The sequence below is a fragment of the Thalassospira sp. MBR-102 genome, from assembly GCF_040549275.1.
Lineage (GTDB): Bacteria > Pseudomonadota > Alphaproteobacteria > Rhodospirillales > Thalassospiraceae > Thalassospira > Thalassospira xiamenensis.
Genome location: NZ_JBEPTC010000010.1, coordinates 125,903 through 143,377, shown reverse-complemented (window position 1 = coordinate 143,377; position 17,475 = coordinate 125,903). Strand labels below are relative to the sequence as shown.

Genomic DNA, 17,475 nt, shown 5'->3' with positions numbered 1-17,475 from the left:
GCAACAGATTAATCCGCGATGCCCTCAAAGGTGATCTTGCCAATGGCCTTGCCGGATTCCAGCAACGCATGCGCCTTGCGCAGGCTTTCGGGTGTCAAGGCCCCGAAACTTTCATTTGCGGTATTTTTCAAGGTTCCGGCATCGATCAGATCGGCCACGGTCGCCAGCAATTTGTGCTGTTCGATCATGTCCGGGGTCTGGAACATCGAACGGGTAAACATGAATTCATAGGAAAAGCTGGCCGATTTCGCCTTCAGCAGATCGACATTATGGTTTTCGCTGGCCTCGGTAATCGTCGCGATCCGGCCTTGCGGGGCGATGATTTCAGCCATCACATCGAAATACTGATCGGTTTCCGACGTGCACAGAATATAATCGACATGAGCAATGCCGATTGCCGTTAGCTCGTCATTCAACGGATTGCGATGGTTGATCACCTGATCGGCACCAAGTTTCTTGACCCAATCAATGGTTTCCGGGCGCGATGCGGTTGCAATCACGGTCAATCCCGCCAGTTTGCCAAACTGGATCGCAATCGATCCAACCCCGCCAGCCCCGCCAATCACCAAAAGCACCTTGCCCGCATTGGCGTCCCTGGCGTTGCGATGAATCATCATCCGGTCAAACAGGGCCTCCCACGCCGTGATCGTGGTCAATGGCAGTGCCGCCGCATCGGCAAAGCCAAGCGACTTTGGCTTTGGCGCAACGATCCGTTCATCGACAAGCTGGAACTGAGCATTGCTGCCAGACCGGGTCACATCCCCGGCATACCAGACCGCATCACCCGGACGAAACAGGGTGACATCCTCGCCAACCGCTTCAACAACACCGGCCGCATCCCAGCCGAGGATTTTGAAATTGCCATCATCCGCCTTGCCGCGGCGCACTTTGAAATCGACCGGGTTGACGGCAACACCCTTGACCCGGACCAGAATATCCCGGCCTTCGGCCTTTGGAGTTTCCATATCGATTTCACGGAACAGCCCGTCCGTCTCGACGGGGGCTACTTTATAAAGTCCGATTGCTTTCATCATGTCATCCTTTTGATCAAAGGTTTGAATTGCGAATGCACCAGACCTAGCGCATTATAGCGATAATCGTAAGTAAGCACAATTTGGACCAATAGTGTCATTTTGTATACTATTGACCTTTTCTGCGGATTTAAGGAGCCATTTGATGGCATCGAGATTGGCCTGCCCCCCGGATCGCAGCCCCGGTTGCCCGGTCGAAGGGACACTGGACGTGATTGGTGGCAAATGGAAGGGTGTCGTCCTGTTCCATCTGCTGGACGGGACAAAACGGTTCAATCAATTGCGTCGTCTGATGCCCGGCGTGACACAGCGCATGCTGACCCGCCAACTGCGCGAGATGGAGGCCGACGGCCTGATCCACCGCGAAGTCTATGCCGAAGTCCCGCCGCGCGTGGAATACAGCCTGACGGCCAAGGGCGAGACGCTGCGCCATATTATCGTGGCTCTCAAGGACTGGGGCGAAACCCACGTTCCCTATTATGCCACCAAACCCGAAACCAGCGTCGCCTGACTGCCGGTTGGATCAGGCCGATTTCGCCATCTGTAAAGGCCGCGCCATTTTCCAGAATGTCGTGCGATCATAACCATCGTGAACGCCTTCACCGGCGATTTCAAAGCCGCGCGACTTGAAAAAGGCAATATTACCGGTCAGTTCAACCCGAACGTGGAGCCGCATGTTTGCCTTGCCCGCCTTTTCGGCATGGGCGCAGGCCGCCTCGACCAGTGCCTTGCCAATGCCGCCACCCTGAATGGACGGATCAACCGACAATTTATAAAGATAGGCGTCTTTGCCAACATCCTCGATCCAGACCTGGCCAATGACACGACCCGCTGAATCATGGGCCAGAAACAGCGTATCACGGGCAAACCGCCATTGAAGTTCGGCAATATTGACCGATTTTGCCGAACTTGGCGGATCGACGATATCGTCCTGAAAGGCAAAGGCGGCCAGCAGAATTTCAACAAGCCGGTCGAACGGAACAAGGGCGGGATCGCTGGGCGATGTGATCTCGATACTGGACGTCATGGATTTCCGTGTGCAAAACTGTCACTGTGCAGCGCGAAATATACGATATAATTCGTGCAAGGATGGAATTTATATGCCTATCGGACCTCAACCCTTGACGTGACGGGTTGATCAACTATGTTCCGCCTCATTGTTTCCCAGCCGGATATGATGCCCTGATGCATAACTTTCTGGATTTTGAAAAGCCGATCGCCGAACTCGAAGGCAAGATCGAAGAATTGCGCCACCTGACCGGCAATGATGAAGTCAACATCGCCGACGAGGTCGCACGCCTGCAGGACAAGCTGACCAAGCTGCTGCAAAGCACCTATGGCAAGCTGACCGCATGGCAGAAAACGCAGGTTGCCCGTCATCCTGATCGCCCGCATTTCACCGATTACGTCGCCCACCTGTTCGAGGGTTTCACCCCGCTTGCCGGTGACCGCCTGTTTGGCGAAGACGAAGCCATCATTGGTGGTCTGGCCCGCTTGCAGGGGCGCAGCGTCATGGTGATCGGTCATGAAAAGGGCCGCGATACCGAATCCCGCGTAAAGCACAATTTCGGTATGGCCAAACCAGAAGGCTATCGCAAGGCGATCCGCCTGATGCGCATGGCCGAACGTTTTGGCATTCCGGTTATCACACTGGTTGATACGGCCGGTGCCTTCCCCGGTGCCGATGCCGAGGCACGCGGACAGTCCGAAGCCATCGCACGGTCAATCGAAGCCTGCCTTGATATCAAGGTTCCGCTGATTTCGGTCATTATCGGCGAAGGCGGATCGGGCGGTGCCATCGCGCTTGCGGTCGCAAACTCGGTCATGATGCTTGAAAACTCGATCTATTCCGTGATCTCGCCGGAAGGCTGCGCCTCGATCCTGTGGCGTTCGGGTGACGAGGCCAAAACGGCGGCCGAAGCCCTTCGCCTGACCGCACAGGACCTTCACCAGCTAGGTGTGATTGATGAAATCATTACCGAACCGCTGGGTGGTGCACAACGTTCGCCGGTCGATGCCTGCAAACGGGTTGGCACCGCAATCGTCAAAGCACTTGAAGCCATGGACAATGTCGAAGGCGGTGTGCTCAAGGCGCGTCGTCGTGACAAGTTCCTTGATATGGGCCGTCACGGCCTGAACTGATTTCGCAGGGCGCAGTCGTCAGCAAGTCTGATCTGCGCCCTGTTCGTGTTTTCTTTCCGGCGCAGTCCCGCCCGTCGGTGAAAACCCCGGCTGCCGCGCCTTTTGAACCGGTACCCACCGGGAGGGTTTAATGGAAACGCTGCGCCGGATCGTCGAATCTTCAAAGTTCCAGAATTTCATCACTGCGGTCATTGCGATCAACGCGATCATTCTCGGACTTGAAACTTCCCAAACCGTCATGAATGCCGCCGGATCGATCCTGCATCTGCTTGATCAGATCGCGGTCGCGATTTTCGTCATCGAACTTCTGATGAAACTGGCCGTGTATCGGCTGGGCTTTTTCCGGCGATCATGGAACATCTTTGATTTTACGATTGTCGCCATCACCCTGCTGCCGATGGGGCAGGGCGTATCGGTATTGCGTGCCCTTCGAATCCTGCGTGCCTTCCGCCTGATTTCGACGGTACCCTCGATGCGCAAGGTCGTCGAAGCCCTGATGAAGGCCATTCCCGGTATGGTGTCGGTCCTGACCCTGCTGTTGCTGGTGTTTTACGTGTCTGCCGTCATGGCGACCAAGCTGTTCGGATCGGGCTTCCCCGAATGGTTTGGCACCATCGGCGCGTCGCTTTATTCCCTGTTCCAGATCATGACGCTCGAAAGCTGGTCGATGGGAATCGTCCGCCCGGTTATGGAAATCTATCCGCTGGCGTGGCTGTTTTTCGTGCCTTTCATCCTGGTCACCACCTTTGCCGTTCTGAACCTGTTCATTGCCATCGTCGTCGATGCCATGGCCACCCATGTTGACGTCGAAGAAACGCAGACTCGCAATGAACTTGGCCTTGATCATCACGAAATCCTGCGGGAATTGCGGGAATTGCGTGCCGAAGTCACCCGTCTGGCCGATGGCAAAAAGGACATTGAAACGGTTCGCCAACCCGGCGAATAGCGCGCTATACCTTGCTGAACCGCGGGTCAGCCCGCTGCTTTTATCCGGAAAATTAGCATTTCCCCATCAAAGGGGGTGGTTCTTTGCCCCAAACCTCGTCTAATCTTTCGTCAAAATGTCGGGAGATCGGGGAATGAAGCTTACGTTTGCGGGGACAGGTTCGGCATTCTGCATGGCGGCTGACAATTTCCAGAGCAATATGGTTCTGGAAGCAGTTCAGCCCGGCAGTGACCAACCGGCACGCATGTTGATTGACTGTGGTTCAGATGCACGGCACTCGCTGCGCAATCTGGGCTATATGCCCAATGACTTTGATGCTGTTTATATCAGCCATCTGCATTCGGATCATATTGGCGGTCTGGAATGGATGGCACTGGCCAATTATTTCATTTTCGAAGGTCATCAGGCCAAACTGTTTGCCGTTCACGACCTGCTTGAACCGCTTTGGGAACACAGCCTGCGCGGCGGACTTCAGATCAGCGATCAGGGCAATAACAGCCTGTCATCCTATTTCAAGGTCAATGAACTCAGCCCGGCCAAGGGGTTTGACTGGCAGGGCGTGCATTTTGATGTCATCCCGGTTGAACATATCGTGACGTCCCAGGGGACGATGCTTTCCTACGCGCTGTTCGGGCATGGGAAAAAACAAAGCTTCTTCCTGACGACAGATGCGATTTTCAATCCTGATGCCCATATGCCGCTGTACCAGAGAGCAGATATCATTTTTCAGGACTGCGAACTTGGTCCCCGCCATTCAGGCGTTCATGCCCATTACGAACAGCTTGTGACCCTTCCTGCCGATATCAAAGCCAAAATGTGGCTCTATCACTATCAGGCCTATCCAAAGCCCGATGCGGTTTCTGACGGCTTTTGCGGCTTTGTTGAACCGGGTCAAAGTTTCGAACTTGGCTAAAGCCTTAAAGGCCGGGTACATTCTGCATCAAAACGAGCAATAGGAACGGGTAAAAAATCCGTTCCGACAAGAATACGGGACCCGTGAATGCCAAAGTCGGTTTTTGCCTATATCTGGCAACACAGCAGCTTACAGCAGATTATCCTGACTTTGGTCACGGTGATCTCCTTTCCATTTCTGTATTACTCGCTGGATTTGCCAAAGCTGATCGTCAACCAGGCAATCGGTGGCGCTGGCGAACCTTATGATGTTCTTGGCATCGAACTGAACCAGATCGAATATCTGTTCACCCTGTCTGGTATCTTTCTCGCGCTGGTCTTCATCAATGGCGGGTTCAAATATTTCATCAACGTCTATGTCGGCGTGATGTCCGAACGGCTTTTGCGCCGGTTGCGCTATACCCTGTTTGAACGGGTTCTGCGTTTTCCGCTGCCGCATTTCCGTAAAACCAGCCAGGGTGAAATCGTTTCCATGATCACCGCCGAAGCAGAACCGCTTGGCGGTTTCTTTGGCGAAGCGTTTTCGCTGCCGCTTTATCAGGGCGGTATTCTGGTCACGATCACGGCCTTTATCTTTATTCAGGACCCGTTGATGGGGCTGGCGGCAATTTCGTTTTATCCGTTGCAGGGCTACCTGATCCCGAAACTGCAACGCCGCGTGAACCAGCTTGGCAAACAGCGCGTGCAGAATGTGCGCCGCATGTCTGAACATATCGGCGAAGTCGTTGCCGGTGCGACCGATATCCGCGCCCATGAAACGCAAGGTTTCGAGCTGACCCATTTCACCCAGCGGATGGGCCGGATTTTTGAAATCCGCAAGGAAATCTATTTCCGCAAATTCTTTATCAAGTTCCTGAACAACTTCATCGCCCAGATCACGCCGTTCTTCTTCTATTCGATTGGTGGTTATCTGGTGATCATGGGGGATCTCAGCTTCGGTGCGCTGGTCGCGGCCCTTGCCGCCTACAAGGATATGTCGGCCCCCTGGAAAGAGCTTCTGGCCTATTACCAGCGCCTTGCCGATGCGCGGATCAAATATGAACAGCTTCACGAACAGTTCGAACTGCCTGATCTTGGCCGTGAACACGAACTGATCGCGCCGAAATCCGAACGCCTGCCCGGACCGCTTGATGTCGCGGCCCTGTCATGGGTCGATGATGACGGCACCCGGGTTGTTGAAAATGTGTCGTTCAACATGCCCTTGCCGGGCTCGGCCCTTCTGACCGGCTCGGCTGACAGCGGAAAATCGCAACTGGCCCGCCTGATCGCGCGGTTACTGACCCCGACCGGTGGCCGCATCCAGTTCAGCGACCGCAATGCCGAAGACCTTCCGGCATCCACATTCGGGCAACGTCTGGCCTATATCGGCAATGACGCCTATCTGTTTAACGGCACCATCGCCGACAACCTGTTTTATGGCCTGAAACACCGTCCGATCCTTGCTATCAAAACCGGCGATGAAAAAGACGGTGACGGTGACGGGGATGACGAAAACCTGAAACTGCCGCTGCCGAAATTTGTCGACCATATCGAACTGACCGATCCGACCGATCTGCCGTGGCGTCTGACCGACGAGATGTACGACGAAATCAAGCGGTCCGGTAATATCCCCTATGACCCGGCGGCAGAATGGATCGACTATATCGGTCCGGGCTTCAATTCGATTGATGAATTGAAGGTCGAACTGATGCGCCTGCTTGAAGTCGTGCAGCTTGACCGCGATATTTACCGCATCGGCCTGCAACGCCGCATTGATCCGAAAGAACGCCCGGATCTGGTCGAAGCCGTTCTGACGGCCCGCCCGAAACTCAAGGAAATCCTTGCCGAGCGTGGCCTGTCCGATCTGGTCGAACCCTATGACATTGATCTTTACAACGACAACGCACCGGTCGGCGTCAACATTCTGTTTGGTGCCCCGGCCCGGTCCGATTTCGAACGCACGGCATTTCTGTCGCATCCCTATATGCAGGAAGCCCTGCGCGAGACCGGGCTTTACGACGTCATGATCAGCATGGGCCGCGACACGCTTGATCTGATGGTCGAACTGTTTACCGGCCTGCCGCCCGGACACGAATTCTTTGACCGTTACAGCTTTATCTCGGCCGACGAACTGCCCGAGGTCAAAAACATGCTGAAACGCACCGACGGGGTCGCGATCACGGATATGCGCGCCGAGGACAAGCTACGCCTCCTTGACGTCGCCATGAACCTGACCCCGGCACGCCATCGTTTGCGCGTCATCGATGACGAATTCCGCCAGCTGGTCCTCAAAGCGCGTCCGAAATTCTATGGCAAACTGCCCGACGATCTGGCGGACATGATCGACTTCTTCAAGGTAGATGAATATGCCGCTGCGGCCCCCGTCATCGACAACCTTCTGTTCGGTCGTTTTGCCTATGGCCGTGCAAATTCCGAAGAACGTGTTGGCGAAGTGCTGTTTGAAATCGCCCATGAAGGCGGCCTTTACGAGGCGCTTGTCACACTTGGCCTTGATAGTCAGGTTGGTGTCGGCGGCAGCCGCGTTTCACAAAGCCTGCGTCAGAAAATCGCGCTGGTCCGTGCCCTGATCAAGAATCCCGATCTGATGGTTGTGGACGAAGCCCTTTCGGCATTGGACCGTGAAACACGCGAACAGGTCATTGACTGGCTGACCGGGCAATCCGAACATCGCAGTGTGATCTGGGTTGATGGTGATGAAACCGACAGCCAGCGTTTCGGAACCTATCTGCATATGGCGAACGGCAAAATCGTTAAACGCCAAAGCCATGCAATCGACGATGCCGACGCCGAACAGGCCGAAGACGAAGTCGCCGAAACCGCATCTGATGCAAATGATGGCAGCATCGAACAGGAAGTCCGGCTGCTTCGGACCATTCCGCTGTTTGCCGGCCTTGACCCCAGCGTGATCAAGCTGCTTGCCTTTACCAGCCCGCGTCTGACCTTCAAACGCGGCGAGGTTCTGGTCAAACAGGGCGACCCGGGGGATGCGGCCTTTATCGTGATTTCCGGGCGCGGTGAAATCTGGCTGACGACCGACGAAGCCCAAACAATCAAGCTTCGCGATGTCGAACCCAAGGAAGTCATTGGTGAAATCGCCCTTCTGGTCGATGCACCGCGTTCCGCAACCATTCGCGCGGTCGAGGAAATGACGGTCCTGAAACTCGATAAAAACGAGTTCCTTGGCCTTGTCCGGCAGGACCAGGCGGTTGCCGTTCAGCTGATCCGCGTTCTGGCCCACCGTGTTGATGTCACCACCAAACAGCTTACCAGCCGCAGTGGCTGAGTGAATTACGCTCCACCGGACCTGTTATGAACAAGCTTGCCTCCATCATCATCGCCGCCGTTTTCGCCATCGCCTTGCTTGGCGGAATGGCGGCGATGATCGGCGGCGGGCTTTTTGGTGCCATTGTCTTTATCATCGGCATCCCGGTCGCCTTTCCGATGTCCACCAGCATCGTTGTGCTGTTCTTTGCCGTGATCATCATCCGCACCGTCATCGAGAAACGGCGCGAACGCCGCGAAATGCGCGCTTTTCTCAAAGATAACGCCGACGATTGAATATCCGCACAGCCCCGGCAGAAAAAACATCTGCTTTCGACCGGGGCTTGCCAAAAAAACCGCATCAAATCGCATCGAGTTCGGAGACCTCCTCTGCCAGCTTGTTGATAGCCTGCTGGCAGTTCAACAAAACAGGGGCTGACGCCAAAAGGCGCGGCCTTGTTTCAAGGAGGTTTTCATGACGGCACAACTCAAAGAACAGCGCTGCGTGTCGTTAAGCCAGCTGTCCGATCTTCGGCTTCTGCGCGAACACGCTTATATTGACGGGCGCTGGTGCTCGGCCGACAACCGTCAGGTTATCGAAGTCACCAATCCGTTCGACGGTGCGTTTCTTGGTACCGTGCCAAATATGGGCATTGCCGAAACCCGTAACGCCATTGCCGCGGCCCATGCGGCCTTTCCGGCATGGGCCGCCCTTCTGCCGCAGGATCGCGCCGCGCGTCTGCGCCGCTGGTTTGATCTTCTGATTGAAAACAAGGAAGACCTCGCCCTTCTGATGACGCTTGAACAGGGCAAACCGATTTCGGAATCCCGTGGCGAGATTGATTATGCCGCAAGCTTCATCGAATTCTTCGCCGAAGAAGCCAAACGGGTGAATGTCGAAAACATCTCATCCCACCTGCCCGGCCGGAATATGAGTGTCAAACGCGAACCGGTTGGCGTCACCGCGGCAGTAACACCGTGGAACTTCCCGTGTGCGATGATCACGCGCAAGGCCGCCGCCGCACTGGCAGTCGGTTGCACCATGATTGTCCGCCCGGCGACCGAAACGCCGTTTTCGGCCACCGCCCTTGCCGAACTGGCCGAACGGGCCGGCATCCCGGCCGGTGTCTTTAACGTCGTGACCGGCGATCCCAATCCGGTTGTTGGCGAACTTTGCGGCAACCCGGTTGTGCGCGCACTGTCCTTTACCGGATCGACCGAAGTCGGCCGACTGCTGCTGTCGCAAGGGGCTCAGACCGTCAAAAAAATGTCGATGGAACTGGGCGGACATGCGCCGTTCATCCTGTTCCCCGATGTCGATCTGGATGAGGCTGTCAATCACGCGGTCGGGGCCAAATTCGCCACCAGCGGGCAGGATTGCCTTGCCGCCAACCGCATCTTTGTCCATCGTGATATCTATGATGCGTTCCTTGACAAATATGCCAAGGCAATCGGCGAACTGCGCGTTGGCAACGGGCTTGATGACACCACCGAAATCGGTCCGCTCATGCATGACCGTGCGGTTGCCAAATGCGATGAACATGTTGCAGATGCCCGCGCCAAGGGTGCCCGCGTTCTGACCGGTGGCAAAAAGATGGGCGGGCTGTTCTATGCCCCGACCCTTCTGGCCGATGTGACCGAAGATATGAAAATCTATCACGAGGAAACCTTTGGCCCGGTTGCCCCGGTCATCCCGTTCGATACCGAGGAAGAAGTCATCAGCCGCGCCAATGATAGCGAATATGGTCTGGCGGCCTATGTCTATACCAAGGATCATGATCGCGCCGCGCGTGTTTCAAACGCACTTGAATACGGCATGGTCGCACTGAACTGCGTGAAAATCACCGGCGCACCTGTCCCGTTTGGCGGGGTCAAGCAATCCGGCCTTGGCCGCGAAGGGTCGCGCCACGGCCTCGAAGAATTCACAGAACTCAAATATGTCTGCGCCGCGTTCAAACAGTAACATGCGCAGCAGCCACCGCATTCACATGGGAGAAGCAAAATGAATGTCATCAAAAACACCACCGCCGATCTGCAGGAAATGGATCGCGCCCATTTCATGCATCCCTCGACCCACATGCGCCAGCACGCGGCGGGCGAAACCCCCAACCGCATCATCAATGGCGGCAAGGGCATCTATATCCATGATACCGAAGGCAAGGAATCCCTTGATGCCTTCGCCGGTCTTTACTGTGTGAATGTCGGTTATGGCCGTACTGAAATCGCCGATGCGATTTACGCCCAGGCCAAGGAACTGGCCTATTACCACACCTATGTCGGGCACGGGAACGAGCCGGTCATCCGCCTGTCGGATCGCATCGTCAAATCCGCCCCCGAAGGCATGCAGCGCGTCTATTACGGCATGTCAGGGTCGGATGCGAACGAAACCAACATCAAACTGATCTGGTATTACAACAATATTCGCGGCCTGCCGCAGAAGAAGAAAATCATCTCGCGCTGGCGCGGTTATCATGGTTCGGGCATCATGACCGGCAGCCTGACGGGTCTGGCAGCCTTCCACAACGCGTTTGACCTGCCGCGTGCGCCGATCCTGCACACCACCTGCCCGCATCACTACTGGAATGCCGACGCGGGCGAGACAGAGGCCGAATTTGCCAAACGCTGTGCCGATGACCTTGAAAAAATGATCCTGCGCGAAGGCCCGGAAACCGTTGCCGCCTTCATCGGCGAACCGGTCATGGGCACGGGCGGCATCATCACCCCGCCCGAAGGATACTGGGACGCGATCCAGAAGGTGCTGAACAAATATGATGTTCTTCTGGTCGCCGACGAGGTTGTGACCGCCTTTGGCCGTACCGGGTCCTATTTCGGGTCGCACCATTACGGCATGAAGCCCGACCTGATCACGATTGCCAAGGGTGTTACATCTGGCTACCTGCCGCTGTCGGGTGTCATCATTGGCGAACGCGTCTGGAAGGTTCTGGAACAGGGGTCGGATCAGATGGGGCCGATCGGCCATGGCTGGACCTATTCCGCCCATCCGGTCTGTGCGGCTGCCGCCAATGCCAACCTTGATATTGTCGATGGTGAAAACCTGACCGGCAATGCGGCCGATACCGGGGGCTATTTCCAGAAACGCCTGCGCGAAACCTTTAACGAGCATCCGCTGGTTGGCGAGGCGCGCGGTGTCGGCCTGATGGCGGCACTGGAATTTGTCGCTGATAAAACCAAAAAGGAACGGTTCGATCCGAATGCGAAAATCGGTCCGCGCGTTTCGGCCGCCTGCCTTGAACGCGGCATGATCGCACGTGCGATGCCCCATGGCGATATCCTGGGCTTCGCCCCGCCGCTTTGCATCACCAAGGCCGAAATCGACAAGGTCATCGACATCGCCAAACAGGCCGTCGATGCGGTTGCTAACGAGGTCGCAAGCGGCAAGTAACCCGTCTCACACCATCCCCACCCGGTCTTGTTTATGACGATCGGGTGCACCTCAGAGGCCGGACCCATGCCGGCCTCTGTTTTTTTGTCAGTACAAAATCTTTTTTTCGACACCTGCCTCTACCAAGCAGACAAAAAGAAACCCCTGCGGCCAACATGGCAGGGGTTTCCGATATCATCCCGCTAAGGGGAAATTGCGGTCAGAGATGATTACATCTCGGTGCCGAATTCCTTGCGGAGCGCTTTCAGCACTTCTTCGGTGTCACCACCGACTTCGCTGACAAGGCTGTCACCAATACCGGCCGACGCCTTTTTGAATGCCGCGCGCTGTTCATCATTCAGACGAATGACTTCGATTTCCGGCTTGGCTTTCTTGATGCGATCAAGTGCCTCGGCATTTGCCTTTTCCTGGGCTTCGTAGATGAAGTCATCCAGTTCGGCCTTTACTTCGGCCAGCATCTCTTTGCGTTCATCCGACAGACCTTCATAGAAGGCGGCATTTGATACCACGGTGGTGGTATATTGCTGCTGACCGGCATAGATCAGATAGTCGGTAACTTCATAGAATTTCGCACTTTCGATGAAGAAGATCGGGTTGACCTGCGCATCGATAACGCTGGTCTGAAGACCGGAATAAACTTCGCCCCAGGGCAACGCCACCGGATCGGCACCGAAGGACTCATAGCTTTCGATCAGGATCGGCGACGTCATGACGCGGAATTTCACCCCGTCAAATTCGGACGGCTGAGTCACCTTTTTCTTGGTGGTCCAGACCATCTCGCCTTCGGGATACATGGTATAAAGCTTAAGACCCTTGGACTCAAAATCCTTCGACAGACCGTCATAGATCGTCGGGCTGCTCGACAGGACTTCCTTGTTCACCTCGTTATCCTGCGACAGCAGGTAGGGAACGCCGAAAACCTGAATTTCCGGAACAAAGGTGCCCAGATGGCCCGGCGACGCGTTCGAGAACTGGACAGCCCCCGCCGTCGTCAGTTCGGTAATGTCGTTTTCGGTACCCAACTGGCCATAGGTGTAGACGGTAACCGTCACATCACCGTTGGTTTTTTCCTCGACCAGGCGCTTGAATTCCTGTGCATACAGGTCCTGTACATCGCCCGGGCTTTCTTCATGCGCAAATTTCCATTCTTCGGCTTGGGCGGCTGTCCCGGCAACCGCAAAGATTGCGGCGGCAGACAGGGTCGCCTTGAAGAGCTTGTTCAAACTCATATCGAAGTCTCCCTTATTGTGCCGCGACGACCGGGATCTAACCCTTAATCGGCGGCGATTAGTTGGCACATCAATGTTATGAACGCGCAAAGTGTTGGAATGTTCCTGCATCAGGTCAATGTTAGTTTTGTATCATGACAAAATAACATTGACGTCTACACATTAACCCTCAGGTCATGTTAGGGTTGGAAAACCCCCAAGGGGGCACAAGGGTAGAAAAGGCTGGAAATCAACAGGATGTGGCTGCCAAATATTGACCTGAGCGGCGATACGGGACCGAAATACAAGGCCCTTGTCGAAGCGATCATCACCGATATCGAGGCAGGACGCCTTCGCCATGATGTCCGCATGCCGACCCATCGTGAACTGGCCTATCGGCTGCATGTCAGCGTGCAAACCGTCAGTGCCGCCTATAAGGAAGTCGAACGACAGGGTTATCTCAGGTCGGAACGACGTCGCGGCACATTCGTTCAGGCACGCCTGACAGATCGCGCATCGACCTTCATTCTGGATAATCGCCAGCCCGACCTGATCGACCTGTCGATTGTGCGCACGGCCTACACCGATTTCCACAATGATCTGTCGCGCCAGATTCACAGCAAACTGGCCGAGGAAACCCATCACAACTGGATGGAAAGCTGCCGCCCGGTCGCAGGGTTCGAATACCACCGCGAAATCGGCAGCAAATGGCTGGCATCGATGGGAATTTCGGCCGAGCTTCCCAACATCCTGATCACCAATGGCGCGGCACAGGGGGTCTTTACCGCCCTTGCCACCGTGGTTCAGCCCGACGATGTCGTGCTGACCGAAAGCCTGACCGATCATGGTGTCATTGGCACCGCCAGCATCCTTCGCTTCAAGCTGGGCGCATTGCCAACCGATGACGAAGGCATTCTGCCCGACGCGTTTGAACGTGAATGCCGTGCACGCCACATTCGCGCCCTTGTCGTGACCCCGATCTATACCAATCCGACCAACTGCCTGATGGGGCTGGAACGGCGCAAACGAATCGCCGAGATCGCCGAACATTACGGCGTTTACGTCATCGAAGACGATGTGTATCGCCCGCTTCTGGAACAGAACCTGCCCCCGATCACAAGTTTCCTGCCGCGGCTGGGCTTCCATGTTTCCAGCCTGACCAAGATCGTCATGCCGGGGCTTCGCACCGGTTTTCTGGTCGTGCCACAGCATCTGTCGATCCGTGCCAGCAGCGTTTTGCGAGTCACCGGCTGGATGGGCACCCCCCTGATGGCCGAGATCGGCGCGCGCTGGATCACTGATGGCACCGTTGATCAGGCGGTAACGGTCCAACGCGCCCTGATGCGTGAAAGACAGGCCCTTGTTGCCGAAATACTGGGGGATGCCGTGGTCCGCCATCATCCCACATCGCTAAGCGCCTGGGTGCGCATTCCGCATCACTGGCAGGAAGAATGGTTCGCATCAGAACTTAGGAAAAACGGCGTTGCCGTGACGATTTCCGACCCGTTCATGACGGTCAAGGTCCCCCGCCCGAATGCCATCCGGATTTGTGTCGGCGGGGCGGTGGATACCCCGTCCCTGCATCACGGGCTGATGCAGATCCGCCATACGATGGAACAGATGCCGGGTGTCCATGCCTTCGACGTTATGTATTGATTTTTGTGTCATGACAAAAATCTGATTGAACCGTCACAAACCGTTTTTATTCTGACGGTCTGGCGCGAAGCGAACAGGAAACGTGTGGGAGGGAACCAATAACCACACACAACGTTCAGCAAGAATGTCTCGCACGCGCATCATGGAGGTCGTATGTCAGATTCTAACGGGGAGGCTCCCTCGCCACAAGGCGGGGTGCTGTCGGTGCTGAAACGGCTTGATGACGGTTTATCCGTTGTCGAGCGTCAGTTGCTGGGGTGGAGCATCGTGATCATGGCCGTAAACACGGTCGCCAATGTGATCATGCGGCTGGGTTTCAGTTCGAGCATCTTCTTTTCCGAAGAGCTCAATCAATTTCTGATCATTCTTGTCACGTTTGTCGGCATCAGCGAGGCCGCCCGCATGGGTCGCCACATTCGCATGTCGGCCTTTACCGATATGCTGGGCCCGCAGGCCAGCAAGATCATGATGATCATCATCACGCTGGGTACAGCCGCCCTTCTGTTTCTTCTGGCATGGTACTCCGTCGGCTATGTTTCATCCCTGATCCAGTCGAACCGCCTGACACCGGCCCTTCGCATCCCCTATTATTTCACCGTCCTCATCGTACCCTTTGGCCTGACGGTCACGGGAATCCAGTTCGTACTTGCCGCGGCAACGAATATCTTCAGACCGGGGACGCATCTGTCCTACCGGGTGGAAGATACGTTTTCCGACGCTGACGATCATCATCTGTAAGGGGACGGAAAATGGATCTTGGAACCACAATTCTGATTGTGATGCTCGTCCTTCTGGTGCTGGGCTTCCCGATGATGGTGCCGCTGACCATGGCCAGCGTCGTCGCTTTCACCTTCTACATGCCGATTGATCCCAAAATTCTGATCCAGCAAATGGTGACGGGGATCTCGCCGGTGGCACTGATTGCCGTGCCGATGTTCATCTTTGCCGCCGATATCGTGACAAAGGGGCATACGGCCAACCGGCTTATCGACCTTGCCATGACCTTTGTGGGCCATGTCCGCGGCGGCCTTGCGGTCACCACCGCCCTTGGCTGCACGATGTTTGGGGCCGTGTCGGGTTCGACACAGGCCACCGTGGTCGCGATGGGCGGCCCGCTGCGTCCCAAAATGCTGAAAGCCGGTTACAAAGACAGCTTTGCCATGGCCCTGATCATCAATGCCAGCGACATCGCGTTTCTGATCCCGCCTTCCATCGGCATGATCGTGTTTGGCGTGGTGGGCAAGGTATCCATCGGTGAATTGTTCCTGGCTGGTATCGGCCCAGGCATCCTGATCCTGCTGATGTTTTCGGCTTATTGCATTTACTACGCGAAAAAGAACAACATCCCGACCATCCCGCGCATGGGCTGGGCCGAACGTGGCAAGGCCGTCATCAATGCCGGTCCGGCCATCATGTTCCCGGTTCTGATTGTTGGTGGCATTTATCTCGGCTGGGTCAGCCCGACCGAAGTCGCAGCCGTTTCCGTGGTCTATGCCATCATTCTTGAAGTCATGATCTTCAAGTCGGTGAAATGGTCCGAACTTCTGGAAATTGCCCGTTCGACCGGCCTGATTACCGCTGTGGTCTTCATCCTTGTCGGCGCGGGGACAACATTCTCGTTCGTGATTTCCTTTGCCCAGATCCCGCAACACGTGATCGGTGCATTGGGCCTTGAAGGTGCAAACAGCTATCTGATCCTGGCGGCAATCTGCATCGCGTTCTTTATCGGTTGCATGTTTGTTGATCCGATTGTTGTCATTCTGGTTTTGACACCGATCTTCATGCCGCTGGTGCGTGATGCCGGACTTGATCCGGTTCTCGTTGGCACGCTGGTGACGCTTCAGGTCGCCATCGGGTCGGCAACGCCCCCGTTCGGGTGCGATATTTTCACCGCCATCGCGATCTTCAGGCGACCTTATTACGAGGTCATCCGGGGCACGCCGCCCTTTATCTTCATGCTTCTGCTGGCAGCCGTGATTCTGGTCCTTGTTCCGCAGATCGCATTGTTCCTGCCGACCATGGCATTCCGTTAATCGGCAGGGCTCCGGGATCGTCCCGGAAAAGACGAACCACAATATCAAACCGGGGTGCGGGCATTCATTGCCCCGCCCCATCAAGGAGTCCAGGACGATGTCCGTTGCCCCCGCGGTCACGCCAGAGCCGGTAGACCTGTCCTATTTGCCCGATCCGGTTGCCCCGGCCGGGCGGATCGGATTGATCACGCTTGCCACCGATTTCAACGGCGAGGATGACCTGCGCCGCATCATTCCCCATGATGTTGGCCTGTTCACCACCCGCATTGAAAATGCCAATCCCATCACGGTCGACACCCTGCGCAGCATGGCCGACGATCTGCCGCGTGCGGCCCGCACCCTGTTGCCGGGATATGGTGTGGATGTTGCCATTTTCGGCTGCACATCGGGTACGGCGGTGAATGGATCGGACCGGATCGAAGCCCTGATCAACATGGGCATGCCCGGTACGGCGGTGACCAATCCGTTGCTGGCGGCCGATGTCGCATTGCGAACAATCGGTGCGCAAAAAATCGCCGTGGTCGCCCCCTATGTTCTTGATGTCACCCGTTCCGTTGCCGAACAGCTGATCGTGCGCGGTTTCGATGTGACCCGGCTGCTGGGTTTCGGGCTTGAAAACGATATTGATATGACGGCAATCCCGCCCGATGCCCTGTTGGCTGCGGCATTACAGGCCAACAGCCCGGATGCCGATGCCGTGTTCATTTCCTGCACGGCCATCCGCTCGGCCGAGATTGCCGAACGTGCGGAAAAGCTTTTGGGCAAGCCGGTAATTACCAGCAATCAGGCCATGATCTGGCACGCCCTGAATCTGATGAAATACGACAAACCGGTCACAGGGTTCGGAACCCTGTTTGACCACGCCCCACACAAATCGTAACGA

At 55.9% G+C, this 17,475-nt stretch carries 15 protein-coding genes; 12 read left to right on the top strand and 3 right to left on the bottom strand.

The genetic code is table 11. The annotated features are described in order from the left end of the window. Positions 1-8: 8 nt before the first annotated feature. Positions 9-1,031, bottom strand: a complete 1,023-nt coding sequence (locus ABIE64_RS16615) for a zinc-binding alcohol dehydrogenase family protein (protein ID WP_354378006.1) — start codon at positions 1,029-1,031, stop codon at positions 9-11. A gap of 145 nt (positions 1,032-1,176) precedes the next feature. Between ABIE64_RS16615 and ABIE64_RS16610 the strand changes: the two genes are divergently transcribed. Next, positions 1,177-1,542, top strand: coding sequence for a winged helix-turn-helix transcriptional regulator (locus tag ABIE64_RS16610; RefSeq protein WP_354378005.1), 366 nt, complete (start codon positions 1,177-1,179; stop codon positions 1,540-1,542). 12 nt (positions 1,543-1,554) lie between these two features. Here the strand turns inward: ABIE64_RS16610 and ABIE64_RS16605 are convergent, their stop codons facing one another. Then, positions 1,555-2,058, bottom strand: a complete 504-nt coding sequence (locus ABIE64_RS16605; RefSeq protein WP_114093684.1) for a GNAT family N-acetyltransferase — start codon at positions 2,056-2,058, stop codon at positions 1,555-1,557. Between the two features lie 158 nt (positions 2,059-2,216). Between ABIE64_RS16605 and ABIE64_RS16600 the strand changes: the two genes are divergently transcribed. The 7 genes from ABIE64_RS16600 to ABIE64_RS16570 all read left to right on the top strand — a co-directional run bounded on the left by ABIE64_RS16600 (position 2,217) and on the right by ABIE64_RS16570 (position 11,695). After that, complete coding sequence (locus ABIE64_RS16600) at positions 2,217-3,173, top strand: acetyl-CoA carboxylase carboxyltransferase subunit alpha (RefSeq protein ID WP_007088932.1); 957 nt, start codon at positions 2,217-2,219, stop codon at positions 3,171-3,173. Positions 3,174-3,303: 130 nt separating this feature from the next. Continuing rightward, positions 3,304-4,119, top strand: coding sequence for an ion transporter (locus ABIE64_RS16595; RefSeq protein WP_085642155.1), 816 nt, complete (start codon positions 3,304-3,306; stop codon positions 4,117-4,119). A gap of 133 nt (positions 4,120-4,252) precedes the next feature. After that, entirely contained in the window at positions 4,253-5,032 is a 780-nt protein-coding gene (locus ABIE64_RS16590) for an MBL fold metallo-hydrolase (protein WP_354378004.1), read from the top strand. Between the two features lie 87 nt (positions 5,033-5,119). Then, on the top strand, positions 5,120-8,314 hold the full coding sequence (locus ABIE64_RS16585) for an ABC transporter transmembrane domain-containing protein (protein WP_354378003.1): 3,195 nt from the start codon (positions 5,120-5,122) through the stop codon (positions 8,312-8,314). Positions 8,315-8,340: 26 nt separating this feature from the next. Beyond that, on the top strand, positions 8,341-8,589 hold the full coding sequence (locus ABIE64_RS16580) for a hypothetical protein (protein ID WP_354378002.1): 249 nt from the start codon (positions 8,341-8,343) through the stop codon (positions 8,587-8,589). Positions 8,590-8,767: 178 nt separating this feature from the next. Continuing rightward, entirely contained in the window at positions 8,768-10,255 is a 1,488-nt protein-coding gene (locus tag ABIE64_RS16575) for an NAD-dependent succinate-semialdehyde dehydrogenase (protein ID WP_354378001.1), read from the top strand. Positions 10,256-10,294: 39 nt separating this feature from the next. Continuing rightward, entirely contained in the window at positions 10,295-11,695 is a 1,401-nt protein-coding gene (locus ABIE64_RS16570) for an aspartate aminotransferase family protein (RefSeq protein ID WP_007088938.1), read from the top strand. A 209-nt stretch (positions 11,696-11,904) separates the two neighbouring features. Here ABIE64_RS16570 and ABIE64_RS16565 read toward each other — a convergent pair whose 3' ends face one another. Then, the gene (locus ABIE64_RS16565) at positions 11,905-12,924 is read right to left on the bottom strand and encodes a TRAP transporter substrate-binding protein (RefSeq protein ID WP_341363238.1); all 1,020 of its coding nucleotides are present in this window, start codon (positions 12,922-12,924) and stop codon (positions 11,905-11,907) included. Positions 12,925-13,161: 237 nt separating this feature from the next. On the opposite strand from ABIE64_RS16565, the gene ehuR reads away from it, so the two are divergent. From ehuR to ABIE64_RS16545, 4 genes are all read left to right on the top strand, one after another. Continuing rightward, positions 13,162-14,559: a MocR-like ectoine utilization transcription factor EhuR gene (gene ehuR / locus ABIE64_RS16560; protein WP_063093077.1), complete on the top strand. Its 1,398-nt coding sequence runs from the start codon at positions 13,162-13,164 to the stop codon at positions 14,557-14,559. A gap of 153 nt (positions 14,560-14,712) precedes the next feature. Continuing rightward, entirely contained in the window at positions 14,713-15,297 is a 585-nt protein-coding gene (locus ABIE64_RS16555) for a TRAP transporter small permease (protein WP_223304984.1), read from the top strand. A gap of 11 nt (positions 15,298-15,308) precedes the next feature. Continuing rightward, the gene (locus ABIE64_RS16550) at positions 15,309-16,592 is read left to right on the top strand and encodes a TRAP transporter large permease (RefSeq protein ID WP_063093078.1); all 1,284 of its coding nucleotides are present in this window, start codon (positions 15,309-15,311) and stop codon (positions 16,590-16,592) included. Positions 16,593-16,689: 97 nt separating this feature from the next. Further along, positions 16,690-17,472, top strand: coding sequence for a maleate cis-trans isomerase family protein (locus ABIE64_RS16545; protein WP_007088943.1), 783 nt, complete (start codon positions 16,690-16,692; stop codon positions 17,470-17,472). Positions 17,473-17,475 lie beyond the last annotated feature (3 nt).

Excerpts from the sequence above, each read along its gene's own strand:
- ABIE64_RS16590 (WP_354378004.1), top strand. The coding sequence starts at position 4,253 with ATGAAGCTTACGTTTGCGGGGACAGGTTCGGCATTCTGCATGGCGGCT.
- ABIE64_RS16565 (WP_341363238.1), bottom strand. The coding sequence starts at position 12,924 with ATGAGTTTGAACAAGCTCTTCAAGGCGACCCTGTCTGCCGCCGCAATC.
- ABIE64_RS16610 (WP_354378005.1), top strand. The coding sequence starts at position 1,177 with ATGGCATCGAGATTGGCCTGCCCCCCGGATCGCAGCCCCGGTTGCCCG.
- ABIE64_RS16605 (WP_114093684.1), bottom strand. The coding sequence starts at position 2,058 with ATGACGTCCAGTATCGAGATCACATCGCCCAGCGATCCCGCCCTTGTT.
- ABIE64_RS16575 (WP_354378001.1), top strand. The coding sequence starts at position 8,768 with ATGACGGCACAACTCAAAGAACAGCGCTGCGTGTCGTTAAGCCAGCTG.
- ABIE64_RS16555 (WP_223304984.1), top strand. The coding sequence starts at position 14,713 with ATGTCAGATTCTAACGGGGAGGCTCCCTCGCCACAAGGCGGGGTGCTG.
- ABIE64_RS16550 (WP_063093078.1), top strand. The coding sequence starts at position 15,309 with ATGGATCTTGGAACCACAATTCTGATTGTGATGCTCGTCCTTCTGGTG.
- ABIE64_RS16600 (WP_007088932.1), top strand. The coding sequence starts at position 2,217 with ATGCATAACTTTCTGGATTTTGAAAAGCCGATCGCCGAACTCGAAGGC.
- ABIE64_RS16570 (WP_007088938.1), top strand. The coding sequence starts at position 10,295 with ATGAATGTCATCAAAAACACCACCGCCGATCTGCAGGAAATGGATCGC.
- ABIE64_RS16545 (WP_007088943.1), top strand. The coding sequence starts at position 16,690 with ATGTCCGTTGCCCCCGCGGTCACGCCAGAGCCGGTAGACCTGTCCTAT.
- ABIE64_RS16585 (WP_354378003.1), top strand. The coding sequence starts at position 5,120 with ATGCCAAAGTCGGTTTTTGCCTATATCTGGCAACACAGCAGCTTACAG.
- ABIE64_RS16595 (WP_085642155.1), top strand. The coding sequence starts at position 3,304 with ATGGAAACGCTGCGCCGGATCGTCGAATCTTCAAAGTTCCAGAATTTC.
- ehuR (WP_063093077.1), top strand. The coding sequence starts at position 13,162 with ATGTGGCTGCCAAATATTGACCTGAGCGGCGATACGGGACCGAAATAC.
- ABIE64_RS16615 (WP_354378006.1), bottom strand. The coding sequence starts at position 1,031 with ATGAAAGCAATCGGACTTTATAAAGTAGCCCCCGTCGAGACGGACGGG.
- ABIE64_RS16580 (WP_354378002.1), top strand. The coding sequence starts at position 8,341 with ATGAACAAGCTTGCCTCCATCATCATCGCCGCCGTTTTCGCCATCGCC.